The organism is Enterobacter chuandaensis (assembly GCF_003594915.1).
In the GTDB taxonomy this organism is placed as follows: domain Bacteria; phylum Pseudomonadota; class Gammaproteobacteria; order Enterobacterales; family Enterobacteriaceae; genus Enterobacter; species Enterobacter chuandaensis.
The window spans coordinates 1-21,093 of sequence record NZ_QZCS01000025.1 but is presented as its reverse complement, the minus strand read 5'-3'; the positions used below and the strand labels follow the sequence as shown (position 1 = coordinate 21,093).

Sequence of the window (21,093 nt, the reverse complement as noted above, 5' to 3'; positions counted from 1 at the left end):
TGTGGAGGCTTATCTTAGCGGCGAAAAAAGTTTTGTCAAACCTGATCTTAGGGAAAATCGCCTGATTGCCGATTCTGTCGTCAGTTTGTTGTAATTCCACACATCTTTTTAGGCAAAATACTTTGCAGGATTAGCATTTCTCCCCCATCATTTGAAATGGAGTTTCAACTTTTCTCGCTAAGGTCCATTTTGAACGTCACTGCCCCTCTGCGCCAGGCGATCATGCGCACGCCATGGTACGCAAAACGTAAAAGCTATCGTGTTCTGTTCTGGCGTGAAATCACCCCTCTTGCCGTGCCTATCTTCCTGGAGAATACCTGTGTTCTGCTGATGGGAGTGCTGAGCACCTTCCTGGTGAGCTGGCTGGGGAAAGAGGCTATGGCAGGGGTCGGGCTGGCGGACAGCTTCAACATGGTGGTGATGTCATTCTTTGCCGCCATCGATCTCGGGACGACGGTGGTGGTGGCCTTTAGCCTCGGCAAGCTCGATCCTAAGCGCGCACGCGAGGCAGCTCGCCAGTCGCTGATGATCATGACCCTCTTTTCGATCGTGCTGGCGGCGGTGATCCACTATTTCGGTAAAGAGATTATCGACTTTGTCGCCGGGGAAGCCACGAACGAGGTCAAAGACCTGGCGCTAACCTACCTCGAAATGACGGTCTTAAGCTATCCGGCGGCGGCCATCGCGCTGATTGGCAGCGGCGCGCTGCGTGGGGCGGGCAACACCAAAATACCGCTGCTGATTAACGGCGGGATGAATATCCTGAATATCATCATCAGCAGCGTGCTGATCTACGGCGCATTCTCGTGGGACGGGCTGGGATTCGTCGGGGCAGGGCTGGGGTTAACCATTTCACGCTATATCGGTGCGGCGGCCATCATCGGGGTGCTGATGACGGGCATTACGCCCTCGCTGCGTCTTACGCTTAAGAGCTATTTCCGGCCCTTTAACTTCGCCATTATCTGGGAAGTGATGGGGATTGGTATTCCCGCGAGCATTGAATCCGTGCTGTTTAACGGCGGCAAGCTGCTTACGCAGATGTTCGTTGCCGGAATGGGTACCGACGTCATCGCCGGTAACTTTATTGCCTTCTCCATCGCCTCGCTGATCAACCTGCCGGGTAACGCCCTGGGGTCGGCCTCGACCATCATCACCGGTAAACGGCTCGGGAAAGGGCAGATAGGTCAGGCGGAGCGGCAGCTGCGCCACGTGTTCTGGCTGTCGACGATTGGGCTGACGCTAATCGCCTGGGGCACCGCGCCGTTTGCCGGGCTGATGGCCGCGTTCTATACCCACGAAGAGGATGTGAAAGAGGTGGTGAAGATCCTTATCTGGCTCAACGCCGCCTTTATGCCGATCTGGGCGGCATCCTGGGTATTGCCCGCCGGGCTGAAAGGGGCGCGCGATGCCCGTTTTGCCATGTGGGTGTCCATGCTCGGCATGTGGGGGTGTCGCGTGGTGGCAGGTTATACCCTGGGCGTGGTGCTCGGCTGGGGCGTGGTTGGCGTCTGGCTGGGGATGTTCCTTGACTGGGCCGTGCGCGGGGCGCTGTTCTACTGGCGCATGGTCAGCGGGCGCTGGCTGTGGAAATATCCGCGGCAAAATGCCTGACAATTGCGCGAAGTGGAGAATAAATCGGCAAACGATCGGAAATATGCATTCTGCCTTTGACATCCCGGGGGAGCATCGATAATATGCGCCCCGTTCACACGATTCCTCTGTAGTTCAGTCGGTAGAACGGCGGACTGTTAATCCGTATGTCACTGGTTCGAGTCCAGTCAGAGGAGCCAAATTTAAAAAGCCTGCTTTTAAAGCAGGCTTTTTGCTTTTCTGCGCAAGGTAAATGCCAGACCGCACGAAATTACACGCCAATCGGTGCCGTCGCCGCCTCCAGCCACGCGCGCGCCTCGCTATTCACCCGCGGTGACAGCGCCTCACGCACCTGCTGGTGATACTCATCCAGCCACTGCTTTTCCTGCTCGCTCAACAGATGCAATTCCACCTGGCTCAAATCAATCGGGATCAGCGTCAGCGAGGCAAACCTGCAGAACCCCGGTTGGCTCTCCACAATTTCCACCTGGTTTTCAATACGAATACCGTGGCTATCGCCAAGATAATAGCCCGGCTCGATAGTCATGATATTTCCTGCCGCCAGCGGCCACGGGTTGACCTTTTTGGCGATGCGATGCGGGTTCTCATGGATCAGAAGCTGGTGGCCCACGCCGTGCCCGGTACCGTGATCGTAATCCAGCCCCATCTCCCACAGCGGACGACGCGCGAAAGCATCCAGCTGGTGCCCCTGAGTCCCGGAAGGGAACTGCAGGGTAATTAGCGACAGGAAGCCTCTCAGCACGGCGGTGTAGTGCAGGCGCTGCTGCGGGGGAACATTGCCCCACGCCAGCGTGCGCGTCGCGTCGGTGGTGCCGTTAGCGTACTGACCGCCCGAATCGTTCAGGTAAAAATGGTCATGACCGATGGGCTTATTGCTGGTCTCGCTTGAATGATAGTGGCACATCGCCGCATTGCTCGACGAGGCGGAAATGGTCGCGAAACTCTGCTCGATAAAACCGGGCTGCTGTTTGCGAAATGCCAGCTGCTGTGCCTGCACGTCCAGCTCTGTTAGCGGTTGTCCAGCCGCCGCACGCAGCGGCACTTCGCGGCTCAGCCAGGCCAGGAAGTTGACCCACGCGGCGCCATCCTGGTGATGGCACTCGCGATACCCTTCCAGCTCGACCGGGTTTTTGGTGGCCTTCATCAGGGTGATGGGATCGGTTCGCCAGACAATTTCTCCGCGCGGTTCAATGGCGAAGCGCAGGGCGACAGGCGCGGAATCGGCATCAACCATCACCCGCTTACCTTCAGCAAGCTGCTGACAGCGTTCGATAAAGGTGTCCTGCGGCGCAATCGAGAAGGCGTTCAGAACAGCGTCAGGGAGTTCTGCGAGCTTATTGTCGTTAACAAACCACTCAACGCGACCGTCACGGCCAAGCAGGGCAAAGGAGAGCGGCACCGGACTGGTGGGAATATCTGAGCCGCGCACGTTGAGCAGCCACGCAATGTTATCCGGCAGCGTAACGGCCAGGTAGTCAGCATCGTTCGCGGCCAGCACGGCGGCAACGCGCTGACGTTTGTCCTCACTGGTTTCACCGCTTATCTCTACCGGCATTTCACGGATACGCCCCGCCGGCGCGGCAGGGCGGTCAGTCCATAATGTATCAAACGGTGAGGCATTCAGCGGCACCAGCTCGCACGGCGTGGCAGACAGGTGTTCGAACTCGGAATTCGTCATCAGCAATGGGTCAAAACCGATGCGCGTGCCCGCCTCAACGTTTGCCGTGAGCCAGTCTGCAAGCGGCTCATTGTGCAAATGATGAATTTCAATCTCGTCCATATTGACCTGAACGCGGGCCTGCACCTGATAGCGCCCGTCGACGAACAGCAGCGCTTTGTCCTTCAGTACCAGCGCGACGCCAGCAGAGCCGTCAAAGCCCGTCAGCCAGGCCAGCTTTTCGTCGTACGGCGCGCAGTATTCGCTCTGCCAGGCATCCGCGCGAGGGACGATCGTCCCGTCGAGATGATGGGCTTCCATCCACTGACGCAGGGCGGATAACGGTGATGTTGTGTGCATGGTTTTTCCTTATTGTTATTAGCGGAACGGCGGCTCGTTGAAGGTGCGCAGCTTGCGTGAATGCAGTCGGTCGCCTTCCGCCCGCAGCAAATCAATGGCGCGAATGCCAATCTGAAGATGCTCAGAAATAGCCCCTTCATAGAAGCGGTTGGCCTGGCCCGGCAGCTTAATTTCGCCGTGCAGCGGCTTATCGGACACGCACAGCAGCGTGCCGTAAGGAACGCGGAAGCGATATCCCTGCGCGGCGATGGTGGCGCTCTCCATATCAATCGCCACCGCGCGGCTCAGGTTGAAGCGCAGCGCGGAGGCGGAGTAACGCAGCTCCCAGTTGCGGTCATCCGTCGTCACCACCGTACCGGTACGCAGGCGCTGTTTGACCTCTTCACCCGGCATGCCGCTCACCTCCTTGGTGGCGTCGTAGAGCGCGCGCTGTACTTCGGCGATGCTCGGGATCGGGATGTCCGGCGGCAGTACCGCATCCAGCACGTGGTCGTCGCGCAGATAGGCATGGGCCAGCACGTAGTCGCCAATCAGCTGGCTTTCGCGCAGGCCGCCGCAGTGGCCAATCATCAGCCACACGTCCGGGCGCAGCACCGCCAGATGGTCGCAGATGGTCTTGGCATTTGACGGGCCCACGCCGATGTTGATCAGGGTGATCCCCTGACCGTCGGCGGTGATCAGGTGCCAGGCGGGCATCTGGTGTTTTTTCCACGCCAGGTCGGAGATGGCCTGCTCGGGCGCTTCGGTCTCTGCGGTGATCCAGATCCCGCCTGCGCAGGAGAGGGCGATGTACGGACTGTCCGGATCGAGGATCTGGCTACAGCCCCAGCGGACAAACTCATCCACGTAGCGGGTGTAGTTGGTAAACAGCACAAACGGCTGGAAATGCTCGGCGGGTGTGCCGGTGTAGTGGCGCAGGCGCGCCAGCGAGAAGTCCACGCGGCGAGCGTCAAAGTGCGAAAGTGGCGAAAATTCTGCCGGATGATAAATCCCGTCAGCCGTCTCATCGCCAATCTGCGAAAGCTCGGTCGTCGGGAAGTGGCGGGTCAGCCCCGCGCTCATGGAGCGATCCAGGGTTAACGCTGAACCGTCAATCACGTACGGATATGGGATCTCATGCTGCGAAGGCTCCACGGCAATGTGCGCGCCGTAATCCTGGTACAACAGCGTGAGCTGTTCTTCAAGATAGGGGCGGAACAGTGCAGGGCGGGTGACGGTGGTACTGTAGCAGCCGGAGTGGGTAAAGCGGGCGTAGGCGCGGGTCTTCGGCGTCGTGCTTGCGCTGCCGTCCCAGGTTACAGAGAGCGATGGATAAACAAAAAGGCCCGCGTTTCTGGCCTTTTGATCGGGGAGTTTCCCTGTTTCGATGTATTCGCTAATGGCGCTGCGCAGCGCATTGACGGACTGTTCATACAGCGCGTCGAGTTTTTCCAGCGCCTGAGCCGGGGTCAGGCTGGAGCCCTTATTATTCATCTCTGTCTCCTTGTTCCACAGGTGTGCGACTCTACCCGATAGTATGTCACACGCCTGTGAAACAAAAGGGAGATCAGGCGTGGCTCGACTCTTTCATCAGTAGCGCTGTTGCCGCCGACAGCAGGCAACCCGCCAGCAGATAGATCGCCACGCTGTGCCAGTTTCCGCCGGAGAAGGTGACCAGCGCGGCGGCGATAAACGGCGTAAACCCGCCGCCGACCACGCTTGCCACCTGGTAGCCCACGCCTGCGCCGCTGTAGCGATAGCTGGCCCCGAACAGTTCGGTAAACATCGGCTGCTGCACGCAGACCACCATATCGTGGGCGATGTTAGCGAGCATGATGGCGAAGAAGACAATCCAGAAGACCGACTGTGCCTCCAGCGCCATAAAGAACGGCCAGGCGCTGAGGGTGCCAATCAGCGCCCCGGTGATATAGACCCGGCGACGACCAAACCGGTCTGCCAGCCAGGCGAAGCAGGGGATAGTCAGGCAGCTGATCCCGCCGACCACCAGACCGATATTCAGGAACAGTTCACGCGGCAGACCGAGGTTCTGCGTCGAGTAGTTCAGGGCAAACGCGGTAACGATATACATCGTCAGCAGTTCGCACAGGCGCAGGGCGATAATTTTCAGAAAAGCGCCAGGATGCCGGACGAGGGCTTCCATCACCGGAAGACGTTTTTTGACGGCTGGTTTTTCCTGCTGCTTTTCGAACTCTGCCGACTCCTCCATCCCGTTGCGGATCCACAGCGCGGCAATGACCAGCACAATGCTGAAGATGAACGGAATGCGCCAGCCCCAGCTCAGGAACTGCTCGTCGGTGGTGAGCTGGCTGATTAACGATACCAGCCCGGTGGAAAGGAGCAGGCCCACACCGTACCCGACCTGCACGCCGCTGCTGTAAAACGCTTTCCTGTTTTTAGGCGCGCTCTCGACGGATAACAGCGCCGCGCCGCCCCATTCGCCGCCTACGGCGAAGCCCTGGATGGCGCGCAGCGTCACCAGCAATACCGGCGCCCACCAGCCAATGGCGGAAAACGAAGGGAGTATGCCAATCAGCGCGGTGGCGATCCCCATCATCCAGACGGTGAGCATCAGCATGCGCTTGCGGCCAAGCCGGTCACCGAAGTGGCCAAAGATCACCCCGCCCAGCGGGCGAAAAAGAAAGCCGACGCCGAAGGTGGCAAACGCGGCGAGCGTGCCCATCGCGGGGCTGACCTGAGGGAAGAATTCACGGTTAAACACCAGCGCGGCGGTGATGCCGTAAAGCAGAAAATCGTACCAGTCGACGACGGCACCCGCGAAGCTGCCGAGGGCGGCGCGGCGGGCACGGTTGAGCGAAGGTGTCTCCTCGTTGGGATGTGTGGAGGTGAGAGTGGAGTCCATAGTTGTCCTGTCTACACGTATTTTTTAATTATTGGTATAAGAAAAAGTCACTCACATAGCTGCCGTCATATAAACGGAATCTATGAGACTACCGCGACAGGGGGGCTGTGCAAACTGATTTTATTTCCTGATGGTGCCGGGCGGGGCAGGCTGCCCTCACGCATCCGGCAAAACCGTAAAACGTTCGTTTACTAATGTGCAACAGACCGTTTAGTTTATTATTGTTCTCATTGTGAAGCGCTTTCGATAAATTCGTATTACTCCAATTTCTGGTTTATACGAATATGAATAAAACGCTATCTATGCCCCTGGTGGTATTAATTGCATGCCTGTCCGTGGGCGGATTAATTTCTACCGATATCTTTTTACCTGCGCTGAGTGAAATGCAATTATTTTATAAGGTCACCGAGGCGCAAATTCAGGATGCTATCGCCCTGTTTTTATTTGGCGTTGCGTTTTCACAGCTGGTGTATGGGCCGTTAAGCGACAGTCTGGGGAGAAAGAAAACGCTTGTTGCGGGGCTATTAATCTGGCTGGTTTCGACGGTCGGGGTTATTTACTCTACCCATATTAATGAGTTGCTTGTTTTACGCTTATTACAGGGCATCGGCTCCTGCGCCGGTATCACCGTTAGCCGGGCGATTATTAATGACATGTTGGATAAGAAGTCTTCGGCCCAGCTTTATCTTGTCATATTTCCCTTTGTCGGGATGTCACCGGCTATTGCACCCATGATCGGCGGCGTGTTAACCCAACATTTCGGCTGGAAATCCTGTTTTATCTTTTTGACCTTGTTTATTGTCATGACGCTGGGACTGTGTCTCACCGCGTTGCGCGAAACGTTACCGCCTGAAAAAAGGCAAAAGCTGAGCGTGATGGCGGCCATGGTTAATACCCTTGTAGTGTTAAGAAACCGGCAGTTTTTGTTTTATGCCGCCATTCCCTGTTTCGCTTACGCGGCCTATTTTTCCTATATCGTCGAGTCGCCCTTTTTGCTGGGCAAGCTCGGGCTTTCACCGCTTTATATCGGTTACACCTATATTTTGCTTTCCGTAAGCTACGTGGCGGGGAATCTTATCGCTAAAAAAAGATCTCGCCAGGCGGGTATTGAAGAGACCATTCGCCTTGGGTATCGCATTTTTGTCATCGGCGGCATCGTCTTTGCGCTTCAGATGTACTTAAGCCCCGTGCCATTGTTCACCAGCATTATCTCCATCGGCATTCTGACCTTTGGCAATGGCTTCCTGCTGCCGTTGGGTACGGCGTCTGCCATCGCGGCGCATCCGCAGGCGTCAGGTACCGCCTCGGGGGTGATGGGGGCATTGCAGCTTGGCAGCGCAGGGCTCGCAACCTTCCTGATTGGAAAACTCTCAGCCCATGCGCCCGTCATGACCGCGCTGATTATTGCCTGCGTCTGCGCGGTGGGTTTCCTGGTTTATGTTTTTGGTCAATATGGTTTTATGGAATTTGTCTCCAGTAAAGAGAGTAATATCAATGATTAATAATATCGATGTCACATTAAGGGACGGCGGGTATCAAAACAATTTCAGCTTCCCCGTAGACTACGCAATTAAGCATGTGCGCGCACTGGTGGGCAGTGGCGTTGAATGGATAGAAATAGGTTACCGAAACGGTTCGTTTAAACCCATCGCGGATATTGGTTTAACCGGAATGTCTCCCGATAATTATATTCAGGCGATACATGATGCCGTGCCCGAGGCGAAATTAGTGGTCATTGCCCACCCTCATAATATTACCCGACAGGATATTATTAGCCTGCGAAAAAGCGGCGTTGCGCTGCTGCGGATCTGTATCAAAACCGATAATCCCCAACCCGCGCTGGAAATGTGTGAGGTGGCGAAAGAAAACGGTCTGCATGTGAGTATGAACTTTACGCGAGCCAGCCAAATTAACGCGAAGACGCTTGTTGACGTGGCCTTGCAGTGTGAGAAAGCCGGGGCCGATATTATTTGCATCGCGGATTCTAACGGCAGCTTGCGGCCTGAGCAGACGGCGCGTCTGGTCAACCTGCTTAAATGCACCACGCCGCTTGAGGTGGGATTCCACGCGCACGATAACCTGGGGCTCGCCATGGCCAACTCCATTGAAGCCGTAAAGGCCGGCGCGACCTTTATTGATAGTTCCCTGACCGGGATGGGAAAAGGGGCGGGAAATCTGGCGATGGAAACCTGGCTGTCGCTGTGTAATTTCAACGAAGGCAAAGAGCGTTATCACACGGAGTGGATATTTAATCAGGTGCATCAGCTGGTCTCGAAGGAATTCTACAACGCGTCTTACCGCAGCGTCGTGGATATGATCCTTGGGGTGAAAAATCTCAGCGTCGAAAACCGGAAGATGGTGGAAGAGACGCTGACGACAGAAAGCCAGAGAACCTTCAGCGCGACGAATAACGTGATCACAGGAACGGCAGCATGAAATTACAGGATGCGGTGATACTGGCGCCGGTAATGCCTGCCTGGGACGGCGGAGCGTTTTGCGCTCCGCTGGTGACCTTGCTCGAAGAGAAGGGATTTTCCGTCACGCTCGTTGATACGCTGAGCCTGATTACGAACGATGAGCCGCAGAGCGCGATTGACGCACTTTGCCAGAAGCTAAATGACCAGGTCAAACGCCCCTGGCTGCTGGTGGGGTTTGCGATGGCAGGCACGCTGGTGCAGCTGCTGGCGCACCGTTTACGCGGCGTAGCGGGCGTTATGAGCGTGAGTGCCCCCGGTTTTGCCGATGAGAAATTAACGCAGCGGCTGGTTCGTCTTATTGCACTGCTGGAAAAAGGCGAACTCGGTTCGGCCATGGATAGTCTGCATCACTATGTCCTGCCCGAAGGTCAGCCTGCGCCGCAGGAGAAATTTTCCCTGCCAGATGCAGAGAAAATGGCGGCGATTAAGCGAATGCTCACCGGCTTCTCGCTGCTGTTAAAGATGGACGCCCGCGCGGATATTGCCGCCTATGACGGCAACTACCTGGCGATTGTGGGTGAAAAATCCCAGCTGGCCTCATGGGAAAACCAGGCCCACAGCCCACGAACCCAGCACTATTACAAACGCATTCCCGGCGCGGGGATGCGCCCGTGGAATGACAATCCTGCTGCGGTGAATGCGCTGCTCAACGAATGGATCGATACCTTATGAAAAAAAATGTTCTGGTTTTACCGGGAGACGGTATTGGTCAGGAAGTCTGCGATGCCGCGTTGCCCGTTATCGATGCGCTGGATCTTCCCATCAACCTGACCTTTGGGGAAATAGGCTGGTCCTGCTGGGAACGCGAGGGCAATCCTGTTCCGGCCCGCACATGGGAACAAATTGCGGAGGCGGACGCGGTGCTGCTGGGGGCCATCACCAGCAAGGGGAAAGTTCAGGCTCAGGAGGCGCTGCCCGTAGCGCTCCGGCAGAAAGGCATTGAGTATGTTTCACCGGTGATTCAGCTCCGTCAGCGGCTTGGGCTCTATGCCAACATCCGCCCGGTGAAATACGTGACGGGGGATCGACGTCCTTTCCGCTGCTGTGTGATCCGGGAAAACACCGAGGGGTTGTACGCCGGAATGGATTTTAAAGGTGTCGGTGCGAACGTAGCCAGCTGGCTTAAACACCCGAACCTCGAAAAATATGGCCCGCAAGAGGCGGCATGGTCAGTGCGTTTGCAAACGCGCTATGGCCTGGAGCGCCTGTTTCAGACAGCCTTTGACTATGCCCGCCAGCACCACTTTTCACGCGTCACGTTTGCCGATAAACCCAACGTCATGCGCGAAAGCGGCCATTTTGCGGCAACAATTTTTCATGAAGTGGCCGCGCGCTTTCCAGACATTCGGGCGGATATTCATAACGTGGATGCGATCGCCCTCTGGCTGGTGCGTAAGCCTCACGAGTTTGGCGTGATTGTCGCAGAAAATATGTTTGGCGATATCTTGTCGGATCTGGCCGCCGGTGTGATGGGCGGGCTTGGTCTGGCGCCCAGCGCCAACATTGGCAGCGAGGTGGCCTATTTTGAACCCGTCCACGGCAGCGCGCCGGGGATGGCGGGGCAGGGAAAAGCCAATCCGTGTGCGATGTTCTACACGATTGCACTCATGCTGGCTTACCTGGGCTTTGAGGCGCAGGCGGAAAAACTGCAGCAGGCTGTCGATCGCGTTGTTCGTGACGGGAAGGTAGCCACCTACGATTTAGGCGGCCAGGCGACAACGGAGGAGATGGCAAAGGCGATTATCGACGCCCTGGTTCAGCCAGCCATCGCGAAAACGGCCAGCGTGATCGCGATTGGTGATGAGCTCCTGTCCGGGCAATGCCTTAACACGAACCAGCAGGCTATCAGCCAATGCCTTGAAAAGGCGCATTATCAGGTCAGATTTCAGGCGACCTGTGCAGACAACATCCCGCAGATAAGCTCGGTGGTGACGGGGCGTATCGGGCAGGACGATCTCATTGTGGTGTGCGGCGGTCTTGGCCCAACCTCCGACGATAAAACCCGTGAGGCGATTGCTCAGGTCCTGAACAAACCGCTGGTACACAACGAAGAGACGTGGAAAACCATTGAGCGCCGTCTCGTGACGTTCGGGGTGAAAAACGATCCTTCAAACCGTCTTCAGGCACGTTTCCCGGAAGGCGCATCCATTCTGGATAACGCTTCCGGTACCGCTCCTGGGTTCAGCGCATGCGTGGCGGGTAGCCAACTGGTGGTTCTGCCGGGGCCGCCTTCCCAGGCGTTGCCGATGCTGGAAGAGACGCTGGCAAACAGCGTGGAAGCCGGGCCTGAAAGGCAAAAGCACAGCTGGACCCTGCTCGGCATCAGCGAGAGCGAGGTCGGTTCTATCGTCAGCTCGCTGGTCACCTCCACGGACTGGGACAGTCATTTCTTATGGAAAAGTCCTTACGTCATTGTTCAGATTGAGACGCCTGAGCATCTGCCTCTGCCGCTTTCGGTGAGGCAAAGTCTGGACAGGGCGCTGCGTCCTTATCTGGTGAGTAAACGGAATAAAACGGCGGGAGAAATACTGCGGGGGGCGTGCAGTATCTGCTGGCATACGCCGGATGCAGACCTCCCGGCGTATTTGCCCGCCGGAGCCCTGTCCCGAAAGGGAGAGCCGATGGTCAGGATGGAGGTGACGGTCAGCCCTTCGCTTTCCGAGCTTCTGAACAGCGAAGCCCATCTGGGGAAAATGACCCTTTCGGTCCGTCATCAGAATGGTCAGGCGCATCAGATGACGTTTCCGATGAACAGAATACTGCTCGCGCAAACCCTGCCGGAATATGCCGCCTGGTGCGCCTTAAAAACCCTGACAACACAACATGGATAATTCGACAATGACGATTCACCCGACGCTTCAGTCGCGCCTGCTGGCGCTGGACACGGCAGCCATTTCGGATGCGCTGGACAGTTTATACATTGCGGGAGGCCTTGCGGGCATAAAGCTGCAGGCCGGGGGCAGAAAGCTGGCAGGGCCTGCCTGGACCGTCAAATATGAAGCCTGCGTGGCGGAGAAAAATCAGTTTATGAATGCCGGGAACTATATCGATCAGGTTCCGGCTGGCGCGGTCATCGTTGTGGACAATGGCGGCCGTACGGACTGCACCAGCTGGGGCAATATTCTGACCACCAAAGCCGTGCTTAAAGGCATCGCAGGGTCCGTCATCTACGGCTCAGCCAGGGACATTGCAGACATTCGTCAGATGAATTACCCACTGTACGCCAGCAATATCTATATGGTTTCCGGCAAGAACCGGGCGCGGATCACTGCGGTGCAGTGTGCGCTGCAGATTGAAGGGGTGACGGTCTGCCCCGGCGACTGGATTTTCGGCGATGAGAATGGCGTTCTGGCGATCCCCGCTGAACATCTGGAGGAGGTGATCCGTCGGGCAGAAAACGTTGAGAAGACGGAGCGTGAAATCATCAACGCAGTGCGTGAAGGCACCTCGCTCGACGTCGCCCGAAAAACGCTTGGCTACCACGTTCCCTGGGAAGCAAAAGCATGACACGCCCGTTTTTTGACTACTGGGCGTCCCGCTTGCGCTTTCTGGACGTGCACTATCACGCGCGCCCGGACAGCTATCAGCGGCGTTATTCTGCCATGGAGGCCGGAGAGCGTTACGCACAGCTTCAGGGGGGCGTGGTGCTTAAGAACCACCTGGGGAGCGTCAGCGCGCTGGCATCGGCAATGCAGGAGAGGGGGCTGCCCGTCTTTGGCTCGGTCGTGCTGAATGCGGCAGCCGGGGGAATAAACCTTAACGTTGTCCGCCAGGCGCTGAGTCAGTATCAGTTTGACGGCGCGCCCAGGCTGCTCGTGCATTTGCCAACCGTGGTTCCAACGACGCATAAAAGCGGGTTATCCCGGACGTTCAGTAACGAGTACGCCCGGCATTTCGCCGGGCAGCCGCTCTCGATTGCGGACGATGAGGGTGAATTACGTTCTGGTGTAAAAACGCTCATCCATTTTGCCCGGCATCATGACGTTGTGCTCTCTTCAGGACATGCGACGAAAGACCAAACGCTGCGTCTGATTGAGGCCGTTGAGCGCGTGGGCGGCTGCAGGCTGATGCTGAACCAGCCTGCGAATCCGATGACGGGATTTACCGCCCGGGAACTGCGCGCGCTCGGCGAACACGAGTGGCTCTTTGTTGAGCAGTGCGCCCTGACGGTCTACTTAGGCTATCAGCCCCTCGACGATCTCTATGAGGTACTGACGGGAGTGCATAACCTGGTTTACAGCTCGGATCTGGGCCAGCCGGGCCAGCCCGACATTGATGAGTGGCTGGAGGACAGCCACCGCTGGTTCAGAGAGGCCGGGCTGGGGGAGGCACGCATTGATGAGATCACGCGGCTGAACCCGCTCAGGATGCTGGCGCCGGGGCCGTTGCCAGGTTAAGCGTGCGGAGGAAATCAATAAATGCCTGTTCCTTCGGTGAGGGGTGAGGATTGATATGCACCACATACATGGGAAGAGGGGCAGGCATAAAGGCATCAAGGGCGGTGATGATATCTCCTGATTCCATTCCCGCTCGCACGGTGAATTCCGGCAGGTAACAGATCCCCAGCCCATGATGCACCATATTGCACAGGTCGAGGCTGTTACTCACTCTGGAAACGTAATGAGGGCGGATCTCAACCAGTTCATCGTCGATGATAAACTTCCAGCTGCGTCGATGGTTATCGAAATGCAGAAGGCAGGTATGCTGGCGCAGCTCATCAGGATGTTGCGGAATGCCGTGCTGCTGCGCGTAGCTTCGCGAAAGACAGGTATATTTTCGCCAGTAGCCAATCAGGGTGTAATAAAGGTTGCTGTCGGGGAGCGGCCCGCACTGAAGCGCCAGATCGAAGCCGTGGCTGAACAGCTCCATACAGTGATTTCCGGTCACGATATCCAGCTTCAAATTTGGATAACGCGCCAGGAAGGCGCCGAGGTGCGGAATAACGTGCTGGTTGCTGATTGAATGGGGGATCCCCACCTTGAGATTACCGCCAATTTCGTTACTGAGGCTTTTGACATCCCTGAGACAGGACTCATATTCATCAATAATGAGCAGGCAGCGTTGATAAAATTGCTCACCGGCCGTCGTCAGAGAAATGCGACGCGAATTGCGTTTAATAAGCTGCGCGTTTACCTCGCTTTCCAGCTTTTCAATTCTGCGGCTTATCATGGCCGGAGAGAGTTTCATGGCCATCGCGGCGGCGCGGAACCCCTGACACTCTACGACCATTCTGAAGGCTTTCATATTTTCCAGCATTGTGTCCTCCTGACCCGGTCTGGTATCGCTATTCTCGCATTATTTCATCAGCATGTTGTGCTGGTTTTTCTGACAAAGCGTTATCGCCACGTGACTATTCTGACAAATTTCGCAGCGGGCAGTTATAGTTAGCCTGTGACCATCCGGTTTATCGCAGGGAAACTATGATTCGCTTATTCTCGCTCGCGCTAATGCTTGCTGCCGTAACGCCCGGTGCACTGGCCGTTACGTATCCACTTCCGCCTGAAGGCAGTCGTCTTGTCGGTGCTCCTGTTACGGTTGTGGTTCCCGAGGGAAATACCCGGCCACTGGAGTATTATGCCGCTCAGCACGGGCAGGGGCTGAGCAACCTGCTGGAAGCGAACCCGGGCGTGGATCCTTTTCTGCCAAAAGCCGGAACGACCTTAACCATTCCCCGGCAGCTGATTTTGCCCGACACCGTTCGCGAGGGGATCGTTGTTAACGTGGCGGAAATGCGCCTCTACTATTATCCGCCGGGCAGCAATACCGTGGAAGTGTTGCCCATCGGCATCGGTCAGGCCGGTCGCGAAACCCCGCGTAACTGGGTGACGGCCGTTGAGCGCAAGCAGGAGGGGCCAACCTGGTCTCCGACGCCGAATACGCGCCGCGCCTATGCGGCAGAGGGGAAAACGCTTCCGGCATTCGTGCCCGCCGGGCCGGATAACCCGATGGGGCTGTATGCGATTTATATCGGCAGGCTGTATGCCATTCACGGCACAAACTCCAATTTCGGCATCGGGCTGCGGGTGAGCCAGGGCTGTATCCGTCTGCGTAACAACGACATTAAATATCTTTTCGATAACGTTCCCGTGGGAACCCGCGTGCAGCTTATCGATCGGCCCGTTAAAGTCACTACCGAGCCGGACGGCAGCCGCTGGGTGGAGGTTCATGAGCCATTATCACGTAACCGCGCGGAGTTTGAATCGACCCGAAAAGTGCCTCTGCCGATACCGGCCGTACAGCGAACGCAGTTGATAAACGAGGGCGCGGGTGCGGAACTGGAACGTCGGTCGGGAATGCCGGTTAAGATAGGCATGTGAAGCCCTTTTCGCCCGGTGGCGCTGCGCTTACCGGGCCTACAATCCCGTAGGTCGGGTAAGGCGAAGCCGCCACCCGACAATTTTACCCGATGCAGAAAAGCAAAAAGCCTGCTTTAAAAGCAGGCTTTTCAAATTTGGCTCCTCTGACTGGACTCGAACCAGTGACATACGGATTAACAGTCCGCCGTTCTACCGACTGAACTACAGAGGAATCGTGTGAACGGGGCGCATATTATCGACCTGCGTTCGCCTTGTCAAAGGGTGGATCACCGCCTTTTGATCGTTTGCTGACAAAATCGGCAAAGTGATGTTTTTGACAGCGAAAATGCACCGTCATGGTGCGGATATACCTCTAATGGGGCAGATCGTAATCTGCTGTTTCAGTAATAAAACCACACCCTGTGATTAGGTTTCCTTATTTTCAGGCGTTTAGCGAACAATTCAGACCACCCGGTAAAAGTGGCATCCATATTGCAAAAGCCTGTTCAACAACGACAGCCGGTTCCGGCAAAGCATTTCGAACAGGGGGCAAAATGAACTTAAGACGACTGAAATACTTCGTAAAAATCGTCGATATCGGCAGCCTGACTCAAGCAGCAGAAGTGCTGCATATCGCGCAGCCTGCGCTGAGCCAGCAGGTGGCTACTCTGGAAGGCGAGATGGATCAGCAATTACTGATCCGCACCAAACGCGGCGTGACGCCAACGGAAGCGGGTAAAATCCTGTATACCCATGCCCGTACTATCCTGCGCCAGTGCGAGCAGGCGCAGCTGGCGGTGAACAACGTAGGACAGACCCTGAGCGGGCATGTGTCCATCGGCCTGGCGCCGGGAACGGCGGCGTCCTCTATCACCATGCCGCTGCTGCAGGCCGTGCGCGCTGAGCTGCCGGAAGTGCTGGTTTATCTGCATGAAAACAGCGGTTCAGTACTGAACGACAAACTGCTTAACGGCCAGCTGGACATGGCGGTCCTGTACGATCGCTCCCCGGTCGCCGGGATCACCAGCCAGCCGCTGCTGAAAGAAGATCTCTACCTCGTTGGCACCCGCGATTGTCCGGGGCAGAGCGTAGACCTCACCGCCGTGGCAGAGATGAACCTCTTCCTGCCGCGCGACTACAGCGCCGTGCGCGTGCGTGTGGATGAAGCGTTCTCACTGCGACGCCTCACGGCCAAAATCATCGGTGAAATTGACTCGATCTCCACCCTGACCGCAGCCATTGCCAGCGGAATGGGCGTCACCGTACTGCCGGAATCCGCAGCCCGCTCGCTGTGCAGCGCGGCGAACGGCTGGATGGCGCGCATCACCACACCGTCCATGAGCCTGCCGCTGTCGCTGAACATGTCCGCACGCGGCTCGCTGTCGCCGCAGGCGCAGGCGGTTAAAGAGATTTTAATGTCGCTGGTCAGCAAGCCATCGCTTGAGAACCGTGAACTGCAGCTCGTGAGCTGATATTCCATAAAAGCATAAGATGCTGGTTTTTATTATTTGTTCTGCAGCACAGCTGACTCTAACAATAGCGTTATGTCAGATGCGCCGGAGTGAATCGTGAATTTCCAGCAACTTAAAATTATCCGTGAGGCGGCCAGGCGGGACTACAACCTGACCGAGGTCGCCAATATGCTTTATACCTCTCAGTCCGGCGTCAGCCGCCATATCCGTGAGCTGGAAGAGGAGCTGGGCATCGAAATTTTTATCCGTCGCGGCAAGCGCCTGCTTGGCATGACGGAGCCCGGTAAAGCGTTGCTCACCATCGCTGAGCGGATCCTCAACGAGGCCAGCAACGTGCGTCGTCTGGCCGATCTCTTTACCAACGATGCCTCCGGCGTGCTCACCATCGCGACCACCCACACCCAGGCGCGCTACAGCCTGCCGCCGGTGATCAAAGCCTTCCGCGAAATTTTCCCCGACGTCCGTCTGGAGCTTATCCAGGGCACGCCCCAGGAGATTGAAGTGCTGCTGCAAAGCGGTGGGGCGGACATCGGCATTGCCAGCGAACGCCTGAGCAACGACCCGCTGCTGGTGGCTTTCCCCTGGTTCCGCTGGTACCACAGCCTGTTGCTCCCACTCGATCATCCGCTAAATCAGGTTTCACCGCTGACGCTGGAAGCGATCGCGAAATGGCCGCTGATTACGTATCGCCAGGGCATTACCGGGCGCTCGCGCATAGACGAGGCCTTCAACCGCAAAGGGCTAACGCCGGACGTGGTGCTGAGCGCGCAGGATTCTGATGTCATCAAAACCTACGTCGAGCTTGGGCTGGGCATTGGCCTGGTGGCGGAGCAGTCCAGCGGTGAACGCGAGGACGGGAGCCTGGTGCGCCTGGATACGCGGCATCTGTTTGACGCCAATACCGTCTGGCTCGGCCTCAAGCGCGGGCAGCTGCAGCGTAACTATGTGTGGCGCTTTATCGAGTTGTGCAATGCAGGGCTGTCGGTGGACGAGATCAAACGTCAGGTAATGGAGCCGGAAGAAGTGGCGATTGATTATCAGATTTAGATGCTGGCTTGCCCGTTAGCGCTGCGCTGGCCGAATCAGGGGGCAGGGATGTCGTCACTTATTGTATGTGGTGGGGACATGCTGCTGCATCAACTCAACGATCCAGTCAATAAAAACGCGCAGCCTTGCGTTGACATGACGGTTCGGCGGAAATGCCAGGTACAGGGGCATTGGAGCAATACGCCAGCGTTCAAATAGCGGAATCAAGTCACCACGAGCCTGATGTGCTGCCGCCATATAGGCTGGCAGCGCAATCACGCCTAATCCCGCGAGCCCAGCTTCGAGGTAAGCATTGCCATCATCCACTGCCAGCACATAGCTGCCCGCAATTTCAATACGTTCACTCTCACAGCGCAGTACCAGAGGATCAATCTTACCGGTGCGTGAGGACAAGAATCCCACGATGCGATGGGCCGTATTTTCCAGCTCTCGCGGATGCGCAGGGGCGCCAAGGCGTTCCACATAGCTCGGTGCGACGTAAACCCCGATTTGCAAATCGCCGACATGGCGCGCGATCAGGGACTGGTCATTGATTTCGCCGCCCCGCAGGACGCAATCCACGTTGTCGCCGATCAGATCCACTACCCGGTCACTCACGCCCATGTCGAACTGGATATCAGGGTAGCGCGCGTGAAAAGCCGGTAGCGCGGGAACCAGCACCAGGCGGGCGAGAGGAGTGGGCACATCTACCCGTAGCCGTCCCCGGGGCGTCATCGCCGCACTGGACAGGCTGTTTTCAGCATCTTCCATGTCCGCCAGCAGACGGATGACGCGCTCGTAGTAGACCGCGCCATCAGGCGTGACGCCGAGCCTGCTGGTGGTGCGATGGAGCAGCTTGACGCGCAGACGCGCTTCCAGCTGCTGAATAAGCTGCGTCACCGTGGTTTTGCTCATATGAAGCGTTTGGGCAGCCTTTGTGAAGCTGCCTGCCTCCACCACGCGAGCAAAGGCGCGCATCGCATCAAAACGATCCATCCCTTGTCCTCTCTTTTCACCGATTGTTTGGATATTACAAACAATGATGGACAAAGTCGCTTGTTTATCCGCCGGATCGGGCACCTGTAAAGTGTCTTTATGTTCACCGGGCAGATTTCGCCCCCATTGCAAAGGTACAAACATGACAACACGCGAAGCCGTTTTTCCCTTCGGACGCCAGGCGCTCTATGAGCGCAATCGGTATTCACCCGCCATCAAATCTAACGGCTTCCTGTTTGTTTCGGGGCAGGTGGGTAGCCGGGAAGATGGTTCGCCTGAGCCCGATCTAAAAGCGCAGATCCGGCTGGCGTTCGATAATCTTAATGCTGTTCTCACGGCTGCGGGCTGTACGTTCGATGACGTGGTTGACGTTACCCTTTTTGTCGTCGATCCCGAGTTAAACCTCGACGCTATCTGGAGTGTCCTGCCAGAATATTGGGGGGAAGCGCCTTACCCTACGTTGACCGGGATCGGCGTGACGTGGCTTTACGGATTCCAGTTTGAGATTAAGGTGATTGCCAGGTTACCCTGAGCGTTACGGGTCTTTCCGACGGTCAAAACAAGACAGAGGAAAATTTATGAAGGCAGCGGTTTATGACGTGGAAGGCGCTCCCGGCGTCCTGCAGTATGTCGATGTTCCGGAGCCGGTCGCAGGGCCTGACGATGTCCTGGTTTCTGTCGAGGCTATCTCGATTGAAGGGGGAGATCTGATCAACCGCCGCTCAACTCCGCCGCCTTTTCCTTCATGGATTGTCGGCTACGCGGCCGCGGGCACGGTTGTTGCCGTCGGGTCAAAAGTCCGTAGCCGCAGGGTGGGAGACAGAGTGACTGCTTTTAGCATGCAGGGATCGCATGCGGAACGTTGGGCTGTGCCTGCGGAACGAACCTGGCTTATACCAGACGGGGTGGATGCAGCAGAAGCGGCGGTGGCACCGATCTCCTTTGGCACAGCACATTATTGCCTCTTCACACGAGGCATGCTCCGGCACGGAGAAACCGTTCTGATTCAGGCTGCAGCGGGTGGCGTGGGGCTCGCGGCCGTTCAGCTTGCCTCACAAGCTGGTGCGACGGTCATCGCCGTGGCAAGCGGAACGCAGCGAAGCAGCCGGTTGCTTGAGCTGGGTACCGCTCATGTCGTGGATCGTGTAGAGAATAACGTCGTGGACAGTGTCCGACTGATCACCCACGGCACCGGTGTTGACCTCGTTATCGATCCGGTGGGGACGACGTTGCCTGCCTCGCTTTCTGCACTCGCGCCGGAAGGACGCCTCGTCTTCGTCGGTAACGCGGGCGGGGGCAGCCTGACAGCCGACTTATGGCCGGCAATGCAGTCTAACCAGACGCTCATGGGGGTATTCATGGGCCCCCTATTTGAAAGGCCTGAGGTTCGGGCAAGCGTGGACGAGATGTTGCAGGCTATAGCAGCAGGGCGCATCCAGGTTGTCATTGACCGCATCTTCCCTCTGGCTAACGCCGCCGCGGCCCATGAATACGCCGAGACAGCGAAACCGCTTGGCCGTATCGTTATGAAGCCGTGAGTGGAGACCTCAGCCTGACCCCATAATTCTCCCGGTACGGAAGCCGCCTCGCACTTCGTTCCCACCAGCACTGCCCTTTGATGGATAACGGCTTTCTGCCCACTTAATTACGAAAAGAACATCACCATGAATCTGATGGCTAATTGTACACCCCCCCTCTATGGATGTTATATTAAAATATAATATTCGGAGGTGCGCTATGTATAAAACTCGCCTGAAAAAGGTCGGCGGATCCATCATGTTGGCGGTTCCTCCCGCCGTGCTGAAAACGCTGGAGCTGTCGACAGACAGCGAAGTCGGTATGACCATTAATAATGGCTGCCTGATTATCGAACCCCAGAAACGACCTCATTATTCGCTTGAGGAACTGCTGGCGCAGTGCGATCCGCAGGCTGAAGTGAGCGAAGAGGATCGAGAATGGATTGATGCGCCTGCGGTAGGCAAGGAGATCCTGTAAATGGACAGAGGGGAAATCTGGCTTGTTTCACTGGATCCGATTGCTGGCCACGAGCAAAGTGGGAAACGTCCGGTACTCATCGTGTCGAAGGCATCGTTTAACAAACTGACCCGGTTACCGGTAGTGGTTCCCGTCACCAGCGGTGGAAGCTTTGCACGTACGGCCGGTTTCACCGTTTCGCTCGAAGGGGTGGGAACAAAAACAACGGGCGTTATTCGCTGCGACCAGCCCAGAACCATTGATATGGCTGCCCGGAACGGCATGCGGCTGGAACGCATACCTGACGCTGTGGTAAATGAGGTGCTTGCCAGGCTGGATGCGATTCTGAGTTAACATCAGAGAC

General features: G+C 56.8%; 19 protein-coding genes and 2 tRNA genes. 15 read left to right on the top strand and 6 right to left on the bottom strand.

Going from position 1 to position 21,093, the window contains the following annotated elements:
* The first annotated feature begins 156 nt into the window (after positions 1-156).
* Together emmdR and D5066_RS22655 are read left to right on the top strand one after the other, a co-directional pair.
* Entirely contained in the window at positions 157-1,611 is a 1,455-nt protein-coding gene (gene emmdR, locus D5066_RS22660) for a multidrug efflux MATE transporter EmmdR (RefSeq protein WP_119917268.1), read from the top strand.
* 103 nt (positions 1,612-1,714) lie between these two features.
* Positions 1,715-1,790, top strand: a tRNA-Asn gene (locus tag D5066_RS22655).
* A 71-nt stretch (positions 1,791-1,861) separates the two neighbouring features.
* On the opposite strand, the gene D5066_RS22650 is transcribed toward D5066_RS22655, so the two are convergent.
* The 3 genes from D5066_RS22650 to shiA form a co-directional block, all read right to left on the bottom strand.
* Positions 1,862-3,628 carry an aminopeptidase P family protein gene (locus tag D5066_RS22650; protein WP_119917267.1) on the bottom strand — a complete coding sequence of 589 codons (1,767 nt, stop codon included), beginning with the start codon at positions 3,626-3,628 and terminating at the stop codon, positions 1,862-1,864.
* An 18-nt stretch (positions 3,629-3,646) separates the two neighbouring features.
* On the bottom strand, positions 3,647-5,101 hold the full coding sequence (locus tag D5066_RS22645) for an AMP nucleosidase (RefSeq protein ID WP_080329634.1): 1,455 nt from the start codon (positions 5,099-5,101) through the stop codon (positions 3,647-3,649).
* A gap of 73 nt (positions 5,102-5,174) precedes the next feature.
* Positions 5,175-6,488 carry a shikimate transporter gene (gene shiA / locus D5066_RS22640; protein WP_080329633.1) on the bottom strand — a complete coding sequence of 438 codons (1,314 nt, stop codon included), beginning with the start codon at positions 6,486-6,488 and terminating at the stop codon, positions 5,175-5,177.
* Positions 6,489-6,772: 284 nt separating this feature from the next.
* Here shiA and D5066_RS22635 point away from each other — a divergent pair, with 284 nt between their 5' ends.
* From D5066_RS22635 to D5066_RS22610, 6 genes are read left to right on the top strand one after another with little or no spacing between them, the layout of a single operon-like run.
* Positions 6,773-7,990 carry a multidrug effflux MFS transporter gene (locus D5066_RS22635; RefSeq protein WP_080329632.1) on the top strand — a complete coding sequence of 406 codons (1,218 nt, stop codon included), beginning with the start codon at positions 6,773-6,775 and terminating at the stop codon, positions 7,988-7,990.
* On the top strand, positions 7,983-8,924 hold the full coding sequence (locus tag D5066_RS22630) for a hydroxymethylglutaryl-CoA lyase-like TIM-barrel protein (protein ID WP_119917266.1): 942 nt from the start codon (positions 7,983-7,985) through the stop codon (positions 8,922-8,924). The genes D5066_RS22635 and D5066_RS22630 overlap by 8 nt, the downstream gene beginning before the upstream one ends.
* On the top strand, positions 8,921-9,637 hold the full coding sequence (locus D5066_RS22625) for an alpha/beta fold hydrolase (RefSeq protein WP_119917265.1): 717 nt from the start codon (positions 8,921-8,923) through the stop codon (positions 9,635-9,637). Before D5066_RS22630 ends, D5066_RS22625 begins: the two co-directional genes overlap by 4 nt.
* The gene (locus D5066_RS22620; RefSeq protein ID WP_119917264.1) at positions 9,634-11,796 is read left to right on the top strand and encodes an isocitrate/isopropylmalate dehydrogenase family protein; all 2,163 of its coding nucleotides are present in this window, start codon (positions 9,634-9,636) and stop codon (positions 11,794-11,796) included. Before D5066_RS22625 ends, D5066_RS22620 begins: the two co-directional genes overlap by 4 nt.
* Entirely contained in the window at positions 11,789-12,472 is a 684-nt protein-coding gene (locus D5066_RS22615; protein ID WP_244288165.1) for an RraA family protein, read from the top strand. Before D5066_RS22620 ends, D5066_RS22615 begins: the two co-directional genes overlap by 8 nt.
* On the top strand, positions 12,469-13,362 hold the full coding sequence (locus D5066_RS22610; protein ID WP_119917262.1) for a DUF6282 family protein: 894 nt from the start codon (positions 12,469-12,471) through the stop codon (positions 13,360-13,362). The genes D5066_RS22615 and D5066_RS22610 overlap by 4 nt, the downstream gene beginning before the upstream one ends.
* On the opposite strand, the gene D5066_RS22605 is transcribed toward D5066_RS22610, so the two are convergent.
* Entirely contained in the window at positions 13,328-14,221 is an 894-nt protein-coding gene (locus D5066_RS22605; RefSeq protein ID WP_119917261.1) for a LysR family transcriptional regulator, read from the bottom strand. The genes D5066_RS22610 and D5066_RS22605 overlap by 35 nt on opposite strands.
* Positions 14,222-14,385: 164 nt before the next feature.
* Between D5066_RS22605 and ldtA the strand changes: the two genes are divergently transcribed.
* Positions 14,386-15,282, top strand: a complete 897-nt coding sequence (ldtA, locus tag D5066_RS22600; RefSeq protein ID WP_119917260.1) for a L,D-transpeptidase — start codon at positions 14,386-14,388, stop codon at positions 15,280-15,282.
* Positions 15,283-15,417: 135 nt separating this feature from the next.
* Here ldtA and D5066_RS22595 read toward each other — a convergent pair.
* Positions 15,418-15,493: transfer RNA gene (locus tag D5066_RS22595), tRNA-Asn, on the bottom strand.
* A gap of 322 nt (positions 15,494-15,815) precedes the next feature.
* Here D5066_RS22595 and nac point away from each other — a divergent pair.
* Together nac and cbl are read left to right on the top strand one after the other, a co-directional pair.
* Positions 15,816-16,733 carry a nitrogen assimilation transcriptional regulator NAC gene (nac, locus tag D5066_RS22590; RefSeq protein WP_010432103.1) on the top strand — a complete coding sequence of 306 codons (918 nt, stop codon included), beginning with the start codon at positions 15,816-15,818 and terminating at the stop codon, positions 16,731-16,733.
* Between the two features lie 96 nt (positions 16,734-16,829).
* Positions 16,830-17,780, top strand: coding sequence for an HTH-type transcriptional regulator Cbl (cbl, locus tag D5066_RS22585; protein WP_119917259.1), 951 nt, complete (start codon positions 16,830-16,832; stop codon positions 17,778-17,780).
* A gap of 54 nt (positions 17,781-17,834) precedes the next feature.
* Here cbl and D5066_RS22580 read toward each other — a convergent pair whose 3' ends face one another.
* Complete coding sequence (locus tag D5066_RS22580; protein ID WP_119917258.1) at positions 17,835-18,755, bottom strand: LysR family transcriptional regulator; 921 nt, start codon at positions 18,753-18,755, stop codon at positions 17,835-17,837.
* 142 nt (positions 18,756-18,897) lie between these two features.
* Between D5066_RS22580 and D5066_RS22575 the strand changes: the two genes are divergently transcribed.
* From D5066_RS22575 to D5066_RS22560, 4 genes are all read left to right on the top strand, one after another.
* Positions 18,898-19,287: a RidA family protein gene (locus tag D5066_RS22575; protein ID WP_119917257.1), complete on the top strand. Its 390-nt coding sequence runs from the start codon at positions 18,898-18,900 to the stop codon at positions 19,285-19,287.
* A gap of 46 nt (positions 19,288-19,333) precedes the next feature.
* Positions 19,334-20,293: a quinone oxidoreductase family protein gene (locus tag D5066_RS22570; RefSeq protein ID WP_119917256.1), complete on the top strand. Its 960-nt coding sequence runs from the start codon at positions 19,334-19,336 to the stop codon at positions 20,291-20,293.
* A 199-nt stretch (positions 20,294-20,492) separates the two neighbouring features.
* The gene (locus tag D5066_RS22565; RefSeq protein WP_119917255.1) at positions 20,493-20,750 is read left to right on the top strand and encodes an AbrB/MazE/SpoVT family DNA-binding domain-containing protein; all 258 of its coding nucleotides are present in this window, start codon (positions 20,493-20,495) and stop codon (positions 20,748-20,750) included.
* Positions 20,751-21,083, top strand: coding sequence for a type II toxin-antitoxin system PemK/MazF family toxin (locus D5066_RS22560; RefSeq protein ID WP_119917254.1), 333 nt, complete (start codon positions 20,751-20,753; stop codon positions 21,081-21,083).
* Positions 21,084-21,093 lie beyond the last annotated feature (10 nt).